General features: G+C 61.3%; 10 protein-coding genes. 4 read left to right on the forward strand and 6 right to left on the reverse strand.

Annotated elements, in window-relative coordinates:
• Window positions 1-30: 30 nt before the first annotated feature.
• A complete protein-coding gene (locus SRB521_RS13790; RefSeq protein WP_116722387.1) occupies window positions 31-825 on the reverse strand; it encodes a C39 family peptidase in 795 nt (264 codons plus the stop codon).
• Between the two features lie 189 nt (window positions 826-1,014).
• Window positions 1,015-2,187, reverse strand: a complete 1,173-nt coding sequence (locus SRB521_RS13795) for a 5-bromo-4-chloroindolyl phosphate hydrolysis family protein (protein ID WP_075704593.1) — start codon at window positions 2,185-2,187, stop codon at window positions 1,015-1,017.
• Window positions 2,188-2,464: 277 nt separating this feature from the next.
• Here SRB521_RS13795 and SRB521_RS13800 point away from each other — a divergent pair, with 277 nt between their 5' ends.
• The gene (locus SRB521_RS13800; protein WP_075704594.1) at window positions 2,465-4,369 is read left to right on the forward strand and encodes a VanW family protein; all 1,905 of its coding nucleotides are present in this window, start codon (window positions 2,465-2,467) and stop codon (window positions 4,367-4,369) included.
• Entirely contained in the window at window positions 4,366-5,298 is a 933-nt protein-coding gene (locus SRB521_RS13805; protein ID WP_058118449.1) for a DUF975 family protein, read from the forward strand. The genes SRB521_RS13800 and SRB521_RS13805 overlap by 4 nt, the downstream gene beginning before the upstream one ends.
• Window positions 5,299-5,348: 50 nt before the next feature.
• On the opposite strand, the gene SRB521_RS13810 is transcribed toward SRB521_RS13805, so the two are convergent.
• Window positions 5,349-5,828 (reverse strand): hypothetical protein, encoded by a 480-nt coding sequence (locus SRB521_RS13810; protein ID WP_075704595.1) that lies wholly within the window; start codon window positions 5,826-5,828, stop codon window positions 5,349-5,351.
• Between the two features lie 147 nt (window positions 5,829-5,975).
• On the opposite strand from SRB521_RS13810, the gene SRB521_RS13815 reads away from it, so the two are divergent.
• Together SRB521_RS13815 and SRB521_RS13820 are read left to right on the forward strand one after the other, a co-directional pair.
• Window positions 5,976-6,701: a DUF2461 domain-containing protein gene (locus SRB521_RS13815; protein ID WP_075704596.1), complete on the forward strand. Its 726-nt coding sequence runs from the start codon at window positions 5,976-5,978 to the stop codon at window positions 6,699-6,701.
• 75 nt (window positions 6,702-6,776) lie between these two features.
• Window positions 6,777-7,556 (forward strand): polysaccharide deacetylase family protein, encoded by a 780-nt coding sequence (locus SRB521_RS13820; protein ID WP_075704597.1) that lies wholly within the window; start codon window positions 6,777-6,779, stop codon window positions 7,554-7,556.
• A gap of 59 nt (window positions 7,557-7,615) precedes the next feature.
• On the opposite strand, the gene SRB521_RS13825 is transcribed toward SRB521_RS13820, so the two are convergent.
• The 3 genes from SRB521_RS13825 to SRB521_RS13835 form a co-directional block, all read right to left on the reverse strand.
• Entirely contained in the window at window positions 7,616-8,554 is a 939-nt protein-coding gene (locus SRB521_RS13825) for a CPBP family intramembrane glutamic endopeptidase (protein WP_116722388.1), read from the reverse strand.
• Between the two features lie 67 nt (window positions 8,555-8,621).
• Window positions 8,622-10,382, reverse strand: a complete 1,761-nt coding sequence (thrS, locus tag SRB521_RS13830; RefSeq protein ID WP_075704599.1) for a threonine--tRNA ligase — start codon at window positions 10,380-10,382, stop codon at window positions 8,622-8,624.
• Window positions 10,383-10,844: 462 nt separating this feature from the next.
• Window positions 10,845-14,933, reverse strand: a complete 4,089-nt coding sequence (locus SRB521_RS13835; protein ID WP_075704600.1) for an alpha/beta fold hydrolase — start codon at window positions 14,931-14,933, stop codon at window positions 10,845-10,847.
• Between the last annotated feature and the right edge of the window lie 31 nt (window positions 14,934-14,964).

The following is a 14,964-nucleotide window of genomic DNA, read 5'->3' on the forward strand; positions in this document are numbered from 1 at the left end:
ACATCGTGCGGCGGCCCCGTTTCTATGTCCTTACGCCACCGGTTTGGCGGCGATGTACAGCATATCGCTTCCACCCTCCTCCTCGGGGAAGGCGCCGTACATGGAGAAATTATACAAAAACCGCTCGGCGGGGATCACACCGTAGCCATCCTGATTGTGGTCGGTGGTATCGTAGGGGTCCGCCACCAGGATCACATCGTCCTGCTCGCTCTCGGCGCCCATGGTGTCATAGCCCACAATGACCTGCCAGTGTCCGCCCCAGTCATTCCAGCAGACCATGACCGGGGTCCCCTCGGCCAGCCAGCCCCGGATATCTTCCGTCCAGATCTCCGGCTGATCCAATGTTGTGGTATAAGTAAAGCCGCCTACGCCGTCAAAAATATCCATGGCCTGCCGCAGCGTGGTGCCGGGGTATTCGGCCAGCTCTCCCTCCAGAGGATGCCGCAGCGCCGCCAGGGTCTTCTCGTTCCAGTCGCCCAACTCACCATACCAGTTGAGCACCATGAGGGCCGAGGTGACGCCGCAGGCCCATTCGCTGGTCTGCTGCATGGTCTGGAACCGGCTGAGTACGGTGAGCGTTTCGGTAGACTCCAGATGGTACACATCCGGGTGGGCGAAATAGGGGGAGTCCTGATGGTCACCCAGGCGCTCTACCGAGTCTGCGCCATCTTCCGGGGAGAGGTCCACAGCGTAGGGGATCTTCATTTCATCCGTAAAATTTTCCTTGCTCTCGGCACCTTGAGCCGGTGTGTCAGAGTTGGCGCAGCCTCCCAGCAGCGTGAGGGCCAGGGATAGGGCCAGCGCCAGTGTGACGGTTCTTTTCATCTCTCGATCTCCTTTTTCTTCCGATTTCACGCCGGCTTCTCCGGCGCGTTGCTTTCCATTATAGGGGCTTTCTCCGCCTCCCACAATACATACTTTTTCCACTTTTTGCGCCCCGGCTTTTTATGGAATCAGCAATTTAACAAAAAGCGGGCCTCCGTTCTGCGACGGAGCGCCCGCTCTTGCCCGTTTTCATCCGCCCAGGGTCATGCCCTGTCCCCCCAGGCCGTCCTTATCCAACATTCGCTCCAGTACTTCCACATCGGTGGCAATGTCCATGGCGTCATCCTGGAACAGTCGGTCCAGCTGTTTTTCAAAGCCGTCCACCACCTTGTCCATCATGCCCTCGATGCGGCTCTTGGCGGCCTTGATGTTCTCCCCTTCGATCCCCTGGGCCTCCATCTGGGCGTAGGCCCGCAGGATCTTAAGGGTCGTGGGTAGGTAATAACTCAAAAAGCTGCGGAGCTGCCCCTCCTTATCAGGTTTTTCCCGGAGATAGACGAAAATCTTGCTGGTGATCTCGCCGATGTGATCGATCTTGGCGGACATCACGGCGTCGGCAATGGCGTCGTTGACCTCCCGGATCTCTGTGAGCACCGCCTCTTCCCGCTCCATCCCCTTGGGAGGCTGCGCTTCCTTTTCCGGCTCCGGCGGCGGGTCCTGGATACCCTCTGCCGTGAGTACCAGCCGTCCCGCTCCCATATCCAGATAGCCCATTGGGATCACGCCTTCATCCAGCATATCCTGGAGATCTCCACACACTCTGCGGACGGACAGCCCCATAGCCTGAGCCAGAATGGCTACCGGGATGGCATCCCGCCTGCCGATCAGCGCCATGTACTTGCGGTACCGTTTTGCCTTCTTGCTCTTGGTGACGCCCAAATACATGAGAAAGAGCCCCACACCGCAGAAGGCCAGCGGAGTAAAAATGTCGCCCAGGCTGGCCAGGAGACCGCCCCGGGAGAGGGCGCTGAAGAACTCATCGGCGGCACCCAGCGCAAAGATACCCGCCATGATGGCGCCGCCGATGGTAAATCCCCTTCCGGGGTCCCGGTCCGGCTTTCGGACATACTTCTTTTTCTTTTTGGGATTCTGATTCACGGCCTGCGCCTGGCGGTAGTACCTCCGCTCTCCTCCGGTCTGGGACGCCTCCCGCTGGAGATCATAGGGATGGCGGCTTCCCTGCCGCCGTCCTCCCTTTCCGGTGATCCCCATCAGCTTGAGCACCAGCAGCACCACGCCCACCGGCGGAAAGCAGACCAAAAAGATCAGCACCGGGATCCACTCGCTCAGATCGCCGTCGTTCCCGTTGTCGGGGCCACCGTCCCCATCATAGCCATAGTCGTATTTGCGATCCTCGGGCATACCCGTTTCCCTCCAACACCGGTTGATCTTCCCACATGGCCGCTCCGCGGGGCGGCCTCTTCCCCATGCCTCCCTCGGGGAACAAGGGCAACAAAACAGGATAATCATACATCGAAAAACGGAAAAAGTAAAGCAGGGCGGCGGGGCATTTCCTCCGGGATTTCAGAAAACCGGTGGTGTAACCGTTCTGTAATTGCTTTTTTCCCGGCGGGACCGTATAATGTACAATGATTTGTTGTAGGCAAACGCCTGCACTGACAGTTTGGAGGCAGACACCATGGAGGAAAAGAAACCGGGCAAGCGCCTGGCCGTGGGGGCGACCAAATCCCCCGGAGCCAAGCGCGGTCTGATCATTGTTGGGGCCGTAGCGGCGGCGCTGGCCGCCGCCTATGTGGCCCTGTGCGCCTGGGTGGGAACCACCAGCGGCAACCCGCTTCCCGGCACCACCGTCGCGGGCGTGGACATTGGAGGGTTGTCCTTTCCGCAGGCCCAGGAAAAACTGGAGCAGGAATTCTCTCGGAGGGCACAGTCCCTCTCCCTCACCGTGGCCGGAGACAGCCAGGCCTATCCCATCCCAATCGGCGCTGTGGAGGCCGACGTACTCCAGGCCGTTACCGATGCCGACTCCTGGCCCAGGGCGCACGGCTTTTTCGCTCAGGGCGCCTATTTTCTCAAGAGCCTGATCGTTGGCCACGATGTGGAGGTATCCGTCGGCTTCACCGCGACCGGAGAGGCTCAGGTGGATGACATTCTGGCCGGGATCGAGTCTGAGCTGGGCGGCGTGGTCCAGGAGACCACCTGGTCCGTGGAGGGTGACGAGCTGGTGTTCCACTTGGGGAAGCCGGGCAGGGCTTTCGACCTGTCCACAGTCAAGAGCGGCATTCTCGCCCACTTCTCCTCCGGAGACACCACCCCTCTGGAGCTTACCGCCGAGACGACCGATCCCGCCGCTGTGGACCTGGAGCAGGTCCACAGCGAGGTCTGCACTGAAGTATCCAACGCCTCGCTGGACCCTGAAACCTTTGAGATCACTCCCAGCGTCACTGGCCTGGACTTTGAGATCAGCACAGCCTCCGCTGCCCTGGAGGGCGCGGCTTGGGGTTCCGACGTATCCGTTCCCCTGGCTGTCACAGAGCCCACGGTGTCCACCGAGAGCCTCCGTGACCTCCTGTTTCGGGATGTCCTAGGCTCCGCCACCTCTAAGGTGGGCGGCTCGGCCAACCGAAAATCCAATGTGGCGCTCGCCGCCTCCACCTTCAACGGGCGCATCCTGCTCCCCGGCGAGGTTTTCTCCTATAACACCTCTACCGGCAGCCGCACCGCTGAAAAAGGCTACAAAATGGCTCCGGTCTACAAGGGCGGCAAATCAGTGGACGAGATCGGCGGCGGGATCTGCCAGCCCTCCTCCACCCTGTATCTCGCCACGCTCAACTCCAATCTGAAAATTGTGGAACGGCACCACCACACTTACGCCGTGGGCTATGTGCCGGACGGAATGGACGCCACCGTCTACTACGGCAGTCTGGACTATCGATTTGAAAACGACACCGACTACCCCATCAAGCTGGTATCGGAAAGCTATCAGAAGGGCGGCGCCACCTATCTCACCGTCACCATTTATGGCACCAAGCTGGATGACCTCGCGGTAAAAATGACCAACAACGTCTATAACTGGGTCAGTTACGAAACCGTCTATCAGGTGGATGCCTCTGTTCCCGCCGGCACCGTAAAAGAGGGGCAAAACGGCTATACCGGCCGCAATGCCGACACCTACCGGAACCTCTATGACGGCGACGGCAATCTGGTGAGTTCCACCCTGGAGACCACCAACAAATACAAGGTCCGTGAGCGCATCCTTCTGGTCAATCCTGCGGATGCCAACCAGTACGGTCTAAACGCCGACGGAACACCCTATACGCCTCCCGCCGCCACCCCCACTCCGGCGGCCACGCCCACACCCTCCGCCAGTACGGCTCCGGCTCCGGAGACCTCCGCCCCGGTCACCGATGCCCCGGCGGTCACAGAGACGCCGTCCCCCGCAGAGTCCGCCGCTCCTTCTGCGGAGCCGTCGGACACCCCGACGGCCGACCCCACCCCTGCGGTGCCTGATATCGGCATTCCCATCGTATCCGCGGCTCCCTCCGAGGAGTCCGGCGGACAGGCGGAAGGCGGTGCGGCATGAATGGACCCACACTGACGCGCCGCATCCTGAAGGCCCGGGCGAAGCGGACCATCGCCCGCTTTTCCCGTCCCTGCATCGCGGCTGCCTGCCTTCTGCTGGCCTTTACCGTGCTGGCCCGGGCGTTCTCGGTCTATGCCGGAGGCGCGCTCTATTATCTCATGCTGGATATCCGGCAGTTCCCCATGGAGACGGGACTGTGGCGAGCCGATCCCACCCTGATGACCACACTGATGTCCATGCTGGGGCTGGAGCGGCTGGGAGACCTGGGTGGCATGGTCTTTGCCCTGAGCGACGCCGTCTCCGGTCTTGTCATCGTCCTGCCTGTGGCCTGGCGCCAGCTGATCAACTTGGTCGTCATTCAGGGCATCGTCTTCCTGGTCACCGTCCCTCTGCAATACGGCGTTTTGACCCAGTTCCGCAGTATTCTGGAGGGCCGCCCCGCTCCCTTCCGCAGCGTGCTCCGCTGGTACCTCGACCTGCACCTTACAGGCAAGGCCCTGGCGGTACAGGTGCTGCTGACCCTGTGGCAGTGGACCGCGCGGCTGGTGTGCATGGTGCCCGGCCTTCTCTGCCTCATCGCCGGTTCCGCCTTTCCCAATGGGGAGTGGATGCTCCTGCTCTCCTCATCCCTCTCCATCCTCGGGATGCTGGGAGGCTATTATCTCTATATGCTCCTCCTCCCCGCCCGCTATCTGCTGGCCCAATCACCCGGTCTCTCGGTCAGGCAGGCGCTCTCCCGGGGCTTCCGCCTGCTCACCGGCCGCCGTGGGGACTATTTTAAACTCAACCTCTCCTTTCTCCCACTCCAAGTCCTCTCCATGGTCCTGTGGAACATCCCAAACCTGTACCTCGTTCCCTATATGGAGCTTTCAAACTACCTCTTTCTGGATCCTCCGCCTGACCCGGAGGCTCCGCCTGTGGCGCTATAACGGACCAAGAAGAGGCGGCGCGGCTTTTAGAAAGCAGCGCCGCCTCTTCTTTATACCTGTGTTTTACCGTCCATCTGCTCGCCGCCGAACTGGTACTCATACCGGACCTCCACCGGCTCCTCCCGCAGCGGTTCCTCCGCCCGGAGGCCCTCCTGCCAGGTGATCACAGCCTCGCAGCCCGCGTCCAGGCCGGGGATCTCCACCCCCACGCCCGGCTCCTCCATGGGCTGGCTCAGGCCATTGATGCGAACGGAGCCCTCCAGGAAAGCACTGGTGCCGCCGGAGACGACGACCCGGTCCATCGGCAGGGACGAGCGGTTATATACCGTCACGGCATACAGTGCCCGGTCGCCGGAAAACCAGGTCCGCCGGTGGGCCTCCACCTCCACAAAATGGAGCCGGACAGGCCCCCGGATCTCCAGCTCCCCCAGCAGACGGCGGCCTCCCTCCACCGCGTCCAGCCTCACCTTGCCCAGTCCCCGGCACTCCAGGGGCTGAGGCCGGTCAAAACAGAGCTCACAATAATCCATACTGTATCCCTCCGTTCTCAGTCTATGCGGGATTTTGTCGTTCCGTGCGGCCGGGTTCTGTGGTACAATAGGAAAGACCGGCGGGCAGGCGGCTTGTCCTGGGCGGCTCCGGCGGCAGACTCCGGGAACATGCAGGGAGGCATCACAATGTTTCAGGGATTTTCCAATGAGACCATCGATTTTATGTGGGGCATCCGCTTCAACAATGAAAAGGGCTGGTTTGAGGCCCATAAAGCGGAATATCTCCAGTATTTTTACGAGCCGATGAAGTCGCTCAGCCGGGAGGTCTATGCGGCCATGTGCGAGGCGTACCCCGACCTGGGCCTCATTTCCAAGGTCTCCCGCATTTATCGGGACGCCCGGCGTCTCCACGGGCGGGGCCCCTACAAGGACCGTCTGTGGATGTCTATTGAACAGCCTGTGGAGGAATGGACCAGCCATCCGGTCTTTTGGTTCGAGCTTGCGCCCGAGGGTTACTCCTTCGGTATGGGATACTACTCCGCCCGCCCGCTGACCATGGCCAAATTCCGCGCCCGCCTGGACCGCGATCCCCGTCCCTTTGAAACGCTGGTCCGCAGGTTTCACCATCAGGATCGCTTTGTGCTGGAAAGCGAGTGCTATAAGCGTCCCAAGGGCCACCCCGGCGCGCTGCTGCAGGACTGGTATAACAGCAAGAACTTTTCCCTCATCTGTGAGCGGAACCACGACGAGCTTCTCTTTTCTCCTGACCTGGCCCGGGAGCTCATCGAGGGCTTTACTGCCCTCATGCCCATGTATTTGTACTTCTCATCCCTGGACGGAGACCCGGAGCCTGGGGAGGGCGGACGCGCCTCCACCGGGCAGGCGTCCCATCAGGATCTGCATAAAATTTGAAAAAATTGTATGACAACAAATTTTGCCCGCCGGACATACTGTTTAGGAATGAACAGATGAAAGGCGGGCGTTTTTATGTCCAAATCCCCCTGGTCACCGGGCTGGTTTACGGCCTTGATGGCCTTTCTCCTTACTGTCGGGACCGCTGCCCCCTGGTTTGCCTCCGTTCTTGCCCTCACCGCTCCGGCGGTGTATGCCGACGCGGCCGAGTCCCTGCCGGAGGACGACGGCGCGCCCGCCGCCGAGACCGGTCAAAAGCTGATTGCTCTGACCTTTGATGACGGCCCTCGCCGCTCCACCACCACCGCTCTGCTGGACGGTCTGGCCCAGCGGGGCGTCAACGCCACCTTTTTCCTGATCGGAGAACAGCTTGTCAACAACGAGGATGTGGTCCAGCGCATGGACGCGGAGGGACACCAAATCGGAATCCACACCTTTGACCACGTAAAGCTCACCGGTCTCTCCAAGACCGATTTCGACGCCCAGGTCGACAAGACCCGTCAGTGCCTTCTCCGTATTCTGGGGCACAACGACTTCCTTCTGCGCCCGCCCTACGGGATGACCGACCAGGGCGTCAAAAAGCACGCTGGCTGCCCGATCATCCTCTGGTCAGTAGATCCGGAGGACTGGCGGGATCAGAATACCGCCCGAGTCGTCCAGCAGGTGGTCTCCCAGGCCAGGGACGGCTCCATCATCCTCATGCATGATATCTTCCCCGAGAGCGTAGACGCCGCCCTCCAGATCGTGGATCAGCTTCACGCCCAGGGGTATCTGTTCGTCACCGTCGACCAGCTTTTCGCCGCGAGGCACATCCCCCTGGAGACGGGAAAGACCTACAGTGACGCCTACCCCTAACGTCACGCCATAGAAAAAGCCCTCGGACGTCCCGTCCGAGGGCTTGCTTTTTGGAAGGCCTATCGATACATGCTCAGCCATATCGCGGCAATGACCGTCAGGCAGAATCCCGTCATGCCCGGATTTACCACAAGCTGTCCCCAGGTCTCTCCGTCTCCCCAACCGGCTCTGCGGGCAGCCTCGTCCAGCACGTCCCGGTTATGCAGTGTCCACTGGAAGGCACAGATCATGGACCCCAAAACCAGCAGGGAGAGGCACACATCCGCACCCTGTCCCAGCAGACGCGCGACGGGGGCCAGTCCAGTAGAGACCGCATTGACCCCGGCATGGAGCAGCATGGTGTACCGGACGCGCCCGGTGTGGAGGTATACCCCGCCGAACACCAGCCCCACCGAAAAGGCATAGAGCATCTGGTACAGGTTCCCGTGCACCAGTGCGAAAGCCAATGCGGAGACCACCAAGGCAAACCCCTCTCCCCAGGGGCGCAGCCGGTCCATCAGCGTCCTGCGGAAGAGCAGCTCCTCTGCCGCAGGAGCCAGAACACAGCCCAGCAGCAGATTCAGGACCACCGGCTGGTCCGCCATCTGTTCCACCGGGTTGAAGATGGGGGCGCCCCTGGCCGTCTCCAGCGCTCCCACCAGGGTTAAGGTGACCAGATTGGCCATGTAAAGCCATCCCAGGCTCACCAGCCACAGCACACCCAAGGTCTGTCCGCTCAGATCCCGCAGTTTCCCCGGCCCCTCTCCGGGCAGGGTGCGCAGGATCAGGAGTGCGGCAGGAAAGGCCGCCCCATAGCTGGCCAGGGCGGCGATCACAAAGCTCACGCCGCTGTATGCCAGCCAGGAGGGCGCCATCCGTTCCACCAGAGCCAGGACGGGATATTGTACCGCCACCTGGAGGACCATCAGTGCTGCCAGGGCCCAGCCCGCCCTGGAAAAAGCCCTCCGTGCCTGCCGGGTCTCCTCATCCCCCTGGAGAAACGCCCATATCTCTTCCATATGCTCCCCCCTCCAGATAGTTTGCGGTTGGAGCGCGTTGGCGCTCCAACCGCAGTACAGGCTCTGTTTATCGAATGGCCTTGGAATCCACTTCCTCGCGGAGCTTGGCGATAAAGTCGCCGCAACTCATGGCACCCAAGTCCTCCCCGGTACGATGACGGACGGACACGGTCTCGTTTTCCATATCCCGGTCTCCCACCACCAGCATATAGGGGATCTTTTCCATTGTGGCCTCCCGGATCTTCTTGCCGATCTTCTCGTTTCGGTGGTCCACCTCTGCCCGGAAGCCCTGGGCGTCCAACTCGGCGGCGACCCGGTCGGCATAGCCGGAGGCCCGGTCGGTGACCGGGAGCACCTTTACTTGGACGGGATTGAGCCAAGCGGGAAAGGCGCCGGCGAAGTGCTCGGTGATGACGCCGATGAACCGCTCGATGGAGCCCAGTACCACCCGGTGGATCATGACTGGGCGGTGCTTCTGGCCGTCCTCGCCGGTATACTCCAGCTCAAATCGCTCGGGCAGCTGGGAGTCCAGCTGGATGGTGCCGCACTGCCAGGTCCGGCCCAGGGAGTCAGCCAGATGGAAGTCCAGCTTGGGGCCGTAGAAGGCGCCGTCGCCCTCATTGATGACGAACTCCTTGCCCATGGCAGTGATGGCGGCCTTCAGGATGTCCTGATTGCGTTCCCACTCCTCCACGGTGCCGATGTGGTCCTCGGGCATGGTGGAGAGCTCGATGGTGTAGCTCAGGCCGAAGGTGGAGTAGACCTCGTCAAAGAGGCGGACGGTCTCCTGGATCACGTCCTGCATCTGATCCCGGGTCATGAACACATGGGCGTCGTCCTGGCTGAAGCAACGTACCCGGAAGAGGCCGTGGAGAGCACCGGAGAGCTCGTGGCGGTGGACCAGACCGATCTCGCCCATCCGGAGGGGCAGTTCCTTGTAGGAGTGGGGCTCGCTGGCGTAGACCAGCATGCCGCCGGGGCAGTTCATGGGCTTGACAGCGAAGTCCACATCGTCGATGACGGTAGTATACATGTTGTTCTTATAGTGGTCCCAGTGGCCGGAGCGCTCCCACAGCTGGCGGTTGAGCATGATGGGAGTGGAGATCTCCATATAACCGTACTTCTTGTGGACCGCACGCCAATAGTCCAGCAGCGTATTGCGCAGCACCATGCCCTTGGGCAGGAAGAAGGGGAACCCGGGGCCCTCCTCCAGGAGGGTAAAGAGTCCCAGCTCTTTGCCCAGCTTGCGGTGATCCCGCTTCTTGGCCTCTTCGATGCGCTGGAGGTAAGCGTCCAGCTCATCCTTCTTGGGGAACGCGATGCCATAGATCCGCTGGAGGGTCTCCCGGTTGGAGTCGCCCCGCCAGTAGGCCGCATTGCAGGCGGTGAGCTTGATGGCGTTACCCTTGACCCGTCCGGTGGAATCCAGATGAGGTCCGGCGCACAGGTCGGTAAACTCCCCCTGCCGATAAAACGAGATATGGGCGTCGGCTGGGAGATCGTTGATAAGCTCCACCTTGTAGGGCTCACCCTTCTCCTCCATAAACCTAAGGGCCTCCTCCCGGGGCAGCTCAAACCGCTCCAGCTTCAGCTTCTCCTTGCAAATCTTCCGCATTTCGCCCTCGATTTTTTCCATGATCTCAGGGGTAAAGGGGAAGGGCGAGTCCATATCGTAGTAAAACCCCTCGTCAATGGAAGGTCCGATGGCCAGCTTCACCTCCGGATACAGGCGCTTCACCGCCTGGGCCAGGATGTGGGAACAGGTATGCCAGTAGGTTTTCCGGTATTCCGGGTTTTCAAATGTATACTCTTTGTTTTCTTCGCTCATGGTAATTCCTCCTTGTATTGGGGTAGGGGCGATAAAAAACGTCTCACCCCTGAATCGAATTCCAGGGGTGAGACGCAGACGGTCCCACGGTTCCACCCTGCTTGCGCCGCCCTAAAAGAGCGCCGCCGCTCGTGTCCTCTGTAACGGGAGGACCCGGCCCAGCCTACAAAACGCTTCGGTGGGCGGCTCCGGGGTGGTTTCAGTTCCATACAGACTGACAGGCGCGCTTTCAGCCGGTGGCGCTCCCTCTCTGTGCCGCTGAGATGGACGTTGTCCCCATCATTGCCTTCATAACGGGGACACTATATCACCAAATCCCCCGGATGTCAAGCATCTTCCGCCCCTTCCGCGCCTTCTGCGGGGACGGGCCGCCTTCCAAGCGCCGCAGCGGGCTCCCGCAGAGGAAAGGGCGCCGGACAAAGCCGGCGCCCTTTGGCGGAGCATGGAAACAGATGGATATCCTCAGGCAGCCGCCTCAGCGGTCACCGGGGTGGTAATGGCGGTCCGCACGGCGGCTACCTGCTCGGCGGTGAGGCCCACGGTCCCCATGAGGTAGGTCTCAGCGGCCTGCCGGAGGTCGGCCTGCTTCATTTCCTCCTTGGTCTCGGTGCCGGTCAGGGTGCACAGGGTCTTGATGATGTTGCTGTTGGCGATGCTGTACCAGCGGTCGGAATGATGCTCTACATGGTAGTAGTTTTCATAGGAGAGCATATAGTCCTCCACGATCTCTTCCGCCTCAGCGCCGCCCAGGGCCTCCAGGAGGGCGGCGACAAAGCCGGCCCGGTCTTTGCCCTCGTTGCAGTGGATGAGATAGGGGCCCTCATTGTCGATCAGGTACACAAGGCCGGTCTTCAGCTTGGCATTGAATTCCTCAGCGGCAAAGTCCACACCCATGTCCAGGGGTGCCACATTGAGGGTGGCGTAATAGGTGCCGGCATAGCCCTCATAGGCCTCCAGGACCTCCAGGCTGTCGGCCAGGTTGAGGACCGTCTTGATCCCTGCGGCCTCGGCCAGCTTGTCGGCATAGCTGTTGCGGCCCAGCTCGGGGTTCACCGGGCTGGAGGAGCGGTAGAGGATGCCGGCGGGGATATCTCCCATGACCACGGGACGGAAATTGGCAAACACCTCATCAGAGGCGTAGTCGTCCCGCTCATTGGTACGCAGGGAGTCGATGTTGCGGATCTCGTACTCCTCCAGGTAGCCGGCTTTCTCCGCCATAGTGAACTCCAGGTAAGAGCCCACCTCGGCGCCATAAGTACCGGAAAAGTTGCCCATGTTGATGGCCACGGTCACATAGCCGTCTCCGTCGGCGAGGATGACCACATTCCCGTTGTCCACGTTGCTGTATGCGTCGCCGTAGGGGGCCTGCACAGTGGTGTCGCCCACAGTGACGTTCAGAATGTCGCCCAGCTCAAAACCGGCGCCGGCAAACTGATAAGCGGGGATATTGGTGGTGACGTTGCCGTACTTGCTCACGCTGGTGACGCCGGCGCCGATGCCGCCGTTAAAGGTATTTTCCAGGAAGCCGATGCCGGCGTAGATGGCGTCGGTGAGGGCGGTATCGTCTCCGGAGAACACATTAAAGGTGTGATCACAGTTTTCAATGAAATAGGTGCGGGAGTTCTCATTCTTGGAGGCCGCCACGATCTGATCGGCGTTGTCCGGAGTCACGGTGGTGTCGGCCAGGCCGTTGATGGCCAAAATGGGGCCGGTGATCTTGGCCACCTCGGCGGCCTTATCGGTGCTCAGAGACTCCTCGAACCAACGCAGGCCCAGGGGCAGGGGATCGCGCCAGTCGAAGGTGAGCTCCACAGAGCCCTCCTTCTTGGCAGTCTCATAAGCAGCGTCGTAGTCCTCAAAGAAATTGGCCCCACTCAGACGCATGGCGCCCGCCCAAGTGATCACGGCCTTGAAGGTGTCGGGATACGCGGCGGCGGCCAGCAGAGCGTTGGTGCCGCCCTGGCTCCAGCCCATGACGGCCAGATTGTTCAGCTTCAGCTCTGCGGTCAGGTAGTCCGCGGCCGCCTTGGCGTCAATGTTGGCCGAGGTATAGCAGTAGTCGCTGTAGGACGCGGTGGAGTCGCCGTTGCCCATAAAGTCGATGCGCAGGGTGGCGAGGCCCTGGAGTGCCATCAAGGGGGCGGCTGTGGCATAGCCGTTGCCCGCCTCGTCCTTGTTGGAGCCGGTGCCGTGGAGCATGACCACCGCGGCGTAAGCGCCCTCGTCAGGCACCGTCAGCACGCCGGGAATGGTGTGGGCGGGGATGCCGTCGGTCTCGGGTACCTCGATCTCCACGTAGGTCTCGCTGTAGCCGGAGGACAGCTTGGCGTAATTCATAAGGATGGTGGCCAGTTCGGTGCGCACGGCGGTGCCGTTGGGATCCAGCAGGTTCCCCGGCTTGCCGCCGATGATGCCCGAGCCCACGGCCACGCGCATGCCGTCTGCGGCCCAATCGGCCACATCGGCCACGTCGGTATAGGCGCTCAGGTCGCCGTCCGTCACGATCTTGCCCTCCAGCTCGGCGTAACGGGCAAAGATGGTGGCGATCTCAGCGCGGGTGATGGCGCGCTCGCCATAGAAGCCGCCGTCAGTGGGAACAACGGCAAGTCCCACTTCCTCCGCCCAGGCGGCGGCGGACGCATACCACTTGCCCTTCACATCGGCAAAGGTGGTCTCGCCCACCTCGGGCTTGCCCTGCGCGTTGTACAGCGTCTGGAACACCGTGGCGCGGGTCACCATACCGTTGGGGGTGAACACCTTGGCCTCGGTGCTGGTGGAGCCCATGATGCCGTTTTCGATGACATAATGCACCGCCTCGGCGTACCACGCATCGGCATCCACATCCGCCCAGTCGGCGGTCTCGGGCTCCTCAGGGGTCTCGGCGGGCGTGCCGGTCACTTTGATCCGCCCCTGTCCGGCGGGGTCGGCATAGTCCTCGCTCACCACACCGCCCAGCTCATCCACGATGTAGTTGATCAACACCTGGTTGTCGATCATCACACAGTCCTTCAGCAACGGGTCGTCCTTGAACATCACGAATCCGTCGCCGCCGGACTTCAGCATATAGTTATGGGACGCCAGCGTATAGGTCTTCTCAGGGTCAATGGGCGCGCCGTTTACCAGTACATCCTTTACCCGGCGCTCACCCTCCACCTTCACGAACTCCTTCTCGTCGTTCAGCACCACGCTGGAGGGGATGCTGGTATCGATTGTGTAGGTGAGCCCGGACACCTGCAGGAACCCTCCGTTCTCCTCAGGCATCACCCGCGCGCCCATCTCCAGCGCGTCCAGGATGTCCTGGCCCGTGGTCTCCACCACGCACGCCTCGTTTCCGAAGGGATGCACGTTGATGATCTGCTCATAGGTGATGTCTCCGGCGGGAATGTCCGCGCGTACGCCGCCGCCGTTGACAAACGCTACGTCCGCGTCCAGCATCACACGGTATGCGTCGGCGCACAGGTCGCCCAGATTGGTCTCCGCGCTCCGCACCGCGCGCTCCCCCGTAACAGTGTCCTTGGTGGTCAGCTCCACGTCGGTCTTGGCCACCACTTTTTTCAGCACTTCCGCAAATTCGTCGTTGATGCCCTTCACAAAAGCCGCCGTGGCCTCATCCTCCGCCGCGCAGTCCTTCGCCGCCACCAGCTCGCTGGTGATTTCGCCCGTCGCGGTGTCGATGACTACCTTGCCCAGGTTCTCCAGCTTCGTGCCGGTCTGGGCCACCACCACGTCCTCACCGTCCTTGTTCTTCTCCGTCTTTTCAAAGGTGCTGTGGGAATGGCCGTCGATCAGCACGTCGATGCCGGTGGTGTTTGCGATCACCTCCGTAGAGGTCCATGGGGAGCTCTGCTCATCGATGCCCAAGTGCCCCAACGCCACCACATAGTCCGCGCCCTCGGCCCTCGCCGCGTCCACGGCCTTCTGCACCGCGTTATACAGGTCCGCGCCCTCGTTCCCCTGGCAGAAGCTGTAGATATAGTTTCCCTCTGCATCCTGGAAGTAGGTCGGCGTCGACTTTGTGAAGGACTCAGGCGTATCGATGCCCACATAGCCCACCTTCACATCCCCATAGGTCAGCACCTTGTACCCTTCCAGTACAGGGTTCCCCTCCAGGTCCGTAAAATTGGCGCACAGGTACTCGTACTCCGCCTTCTCCTTTGCCAGGCTCAGGAAGTTTTCCATCCCGTAGTCGAACTCATGGTTTCCCGGGATGGCCAGATCGTAGCCCACCTCGTTCATGATGTCCACGATGTATGCGCCCTTGGACAGCGTCCCGATGGGGCCGCCCTGGATCGCATCGCCGGCGTCCACCAGCGTTACGTTTCCAGCGCCGTACTCGGTCTCCATCGCCGTCTTATACGCGGCCACACCCGCGTATCCCATGTTGGTGACTTCCCCTTCTTCGTTCTTCGCCTGATCGATCCCGCAGTGCACATCGTTTGTGTGCAGGATCACGATCTTTCCGCCTTCGCTCTCTTCCGCAGCCAGCGCTGGCGCCGCCATCGTGATCACCATGGCAAACGCCAGGAACAGCGAGAGCATCTTCTTTTTCATTGACCTGTTTCCACCTTTCTTTTCCACGTCT

The sequence above is a fragment of the Intestinimonas butyriciproducens genome (genome assembly GCF_004154955.1).
Classification (GTDB): Bacteria; Bacillota; Clostridia; order Oscillospirales; family Oscillospiraceae; genus Intestinimonas; species Intestinimonas butyriciproducens.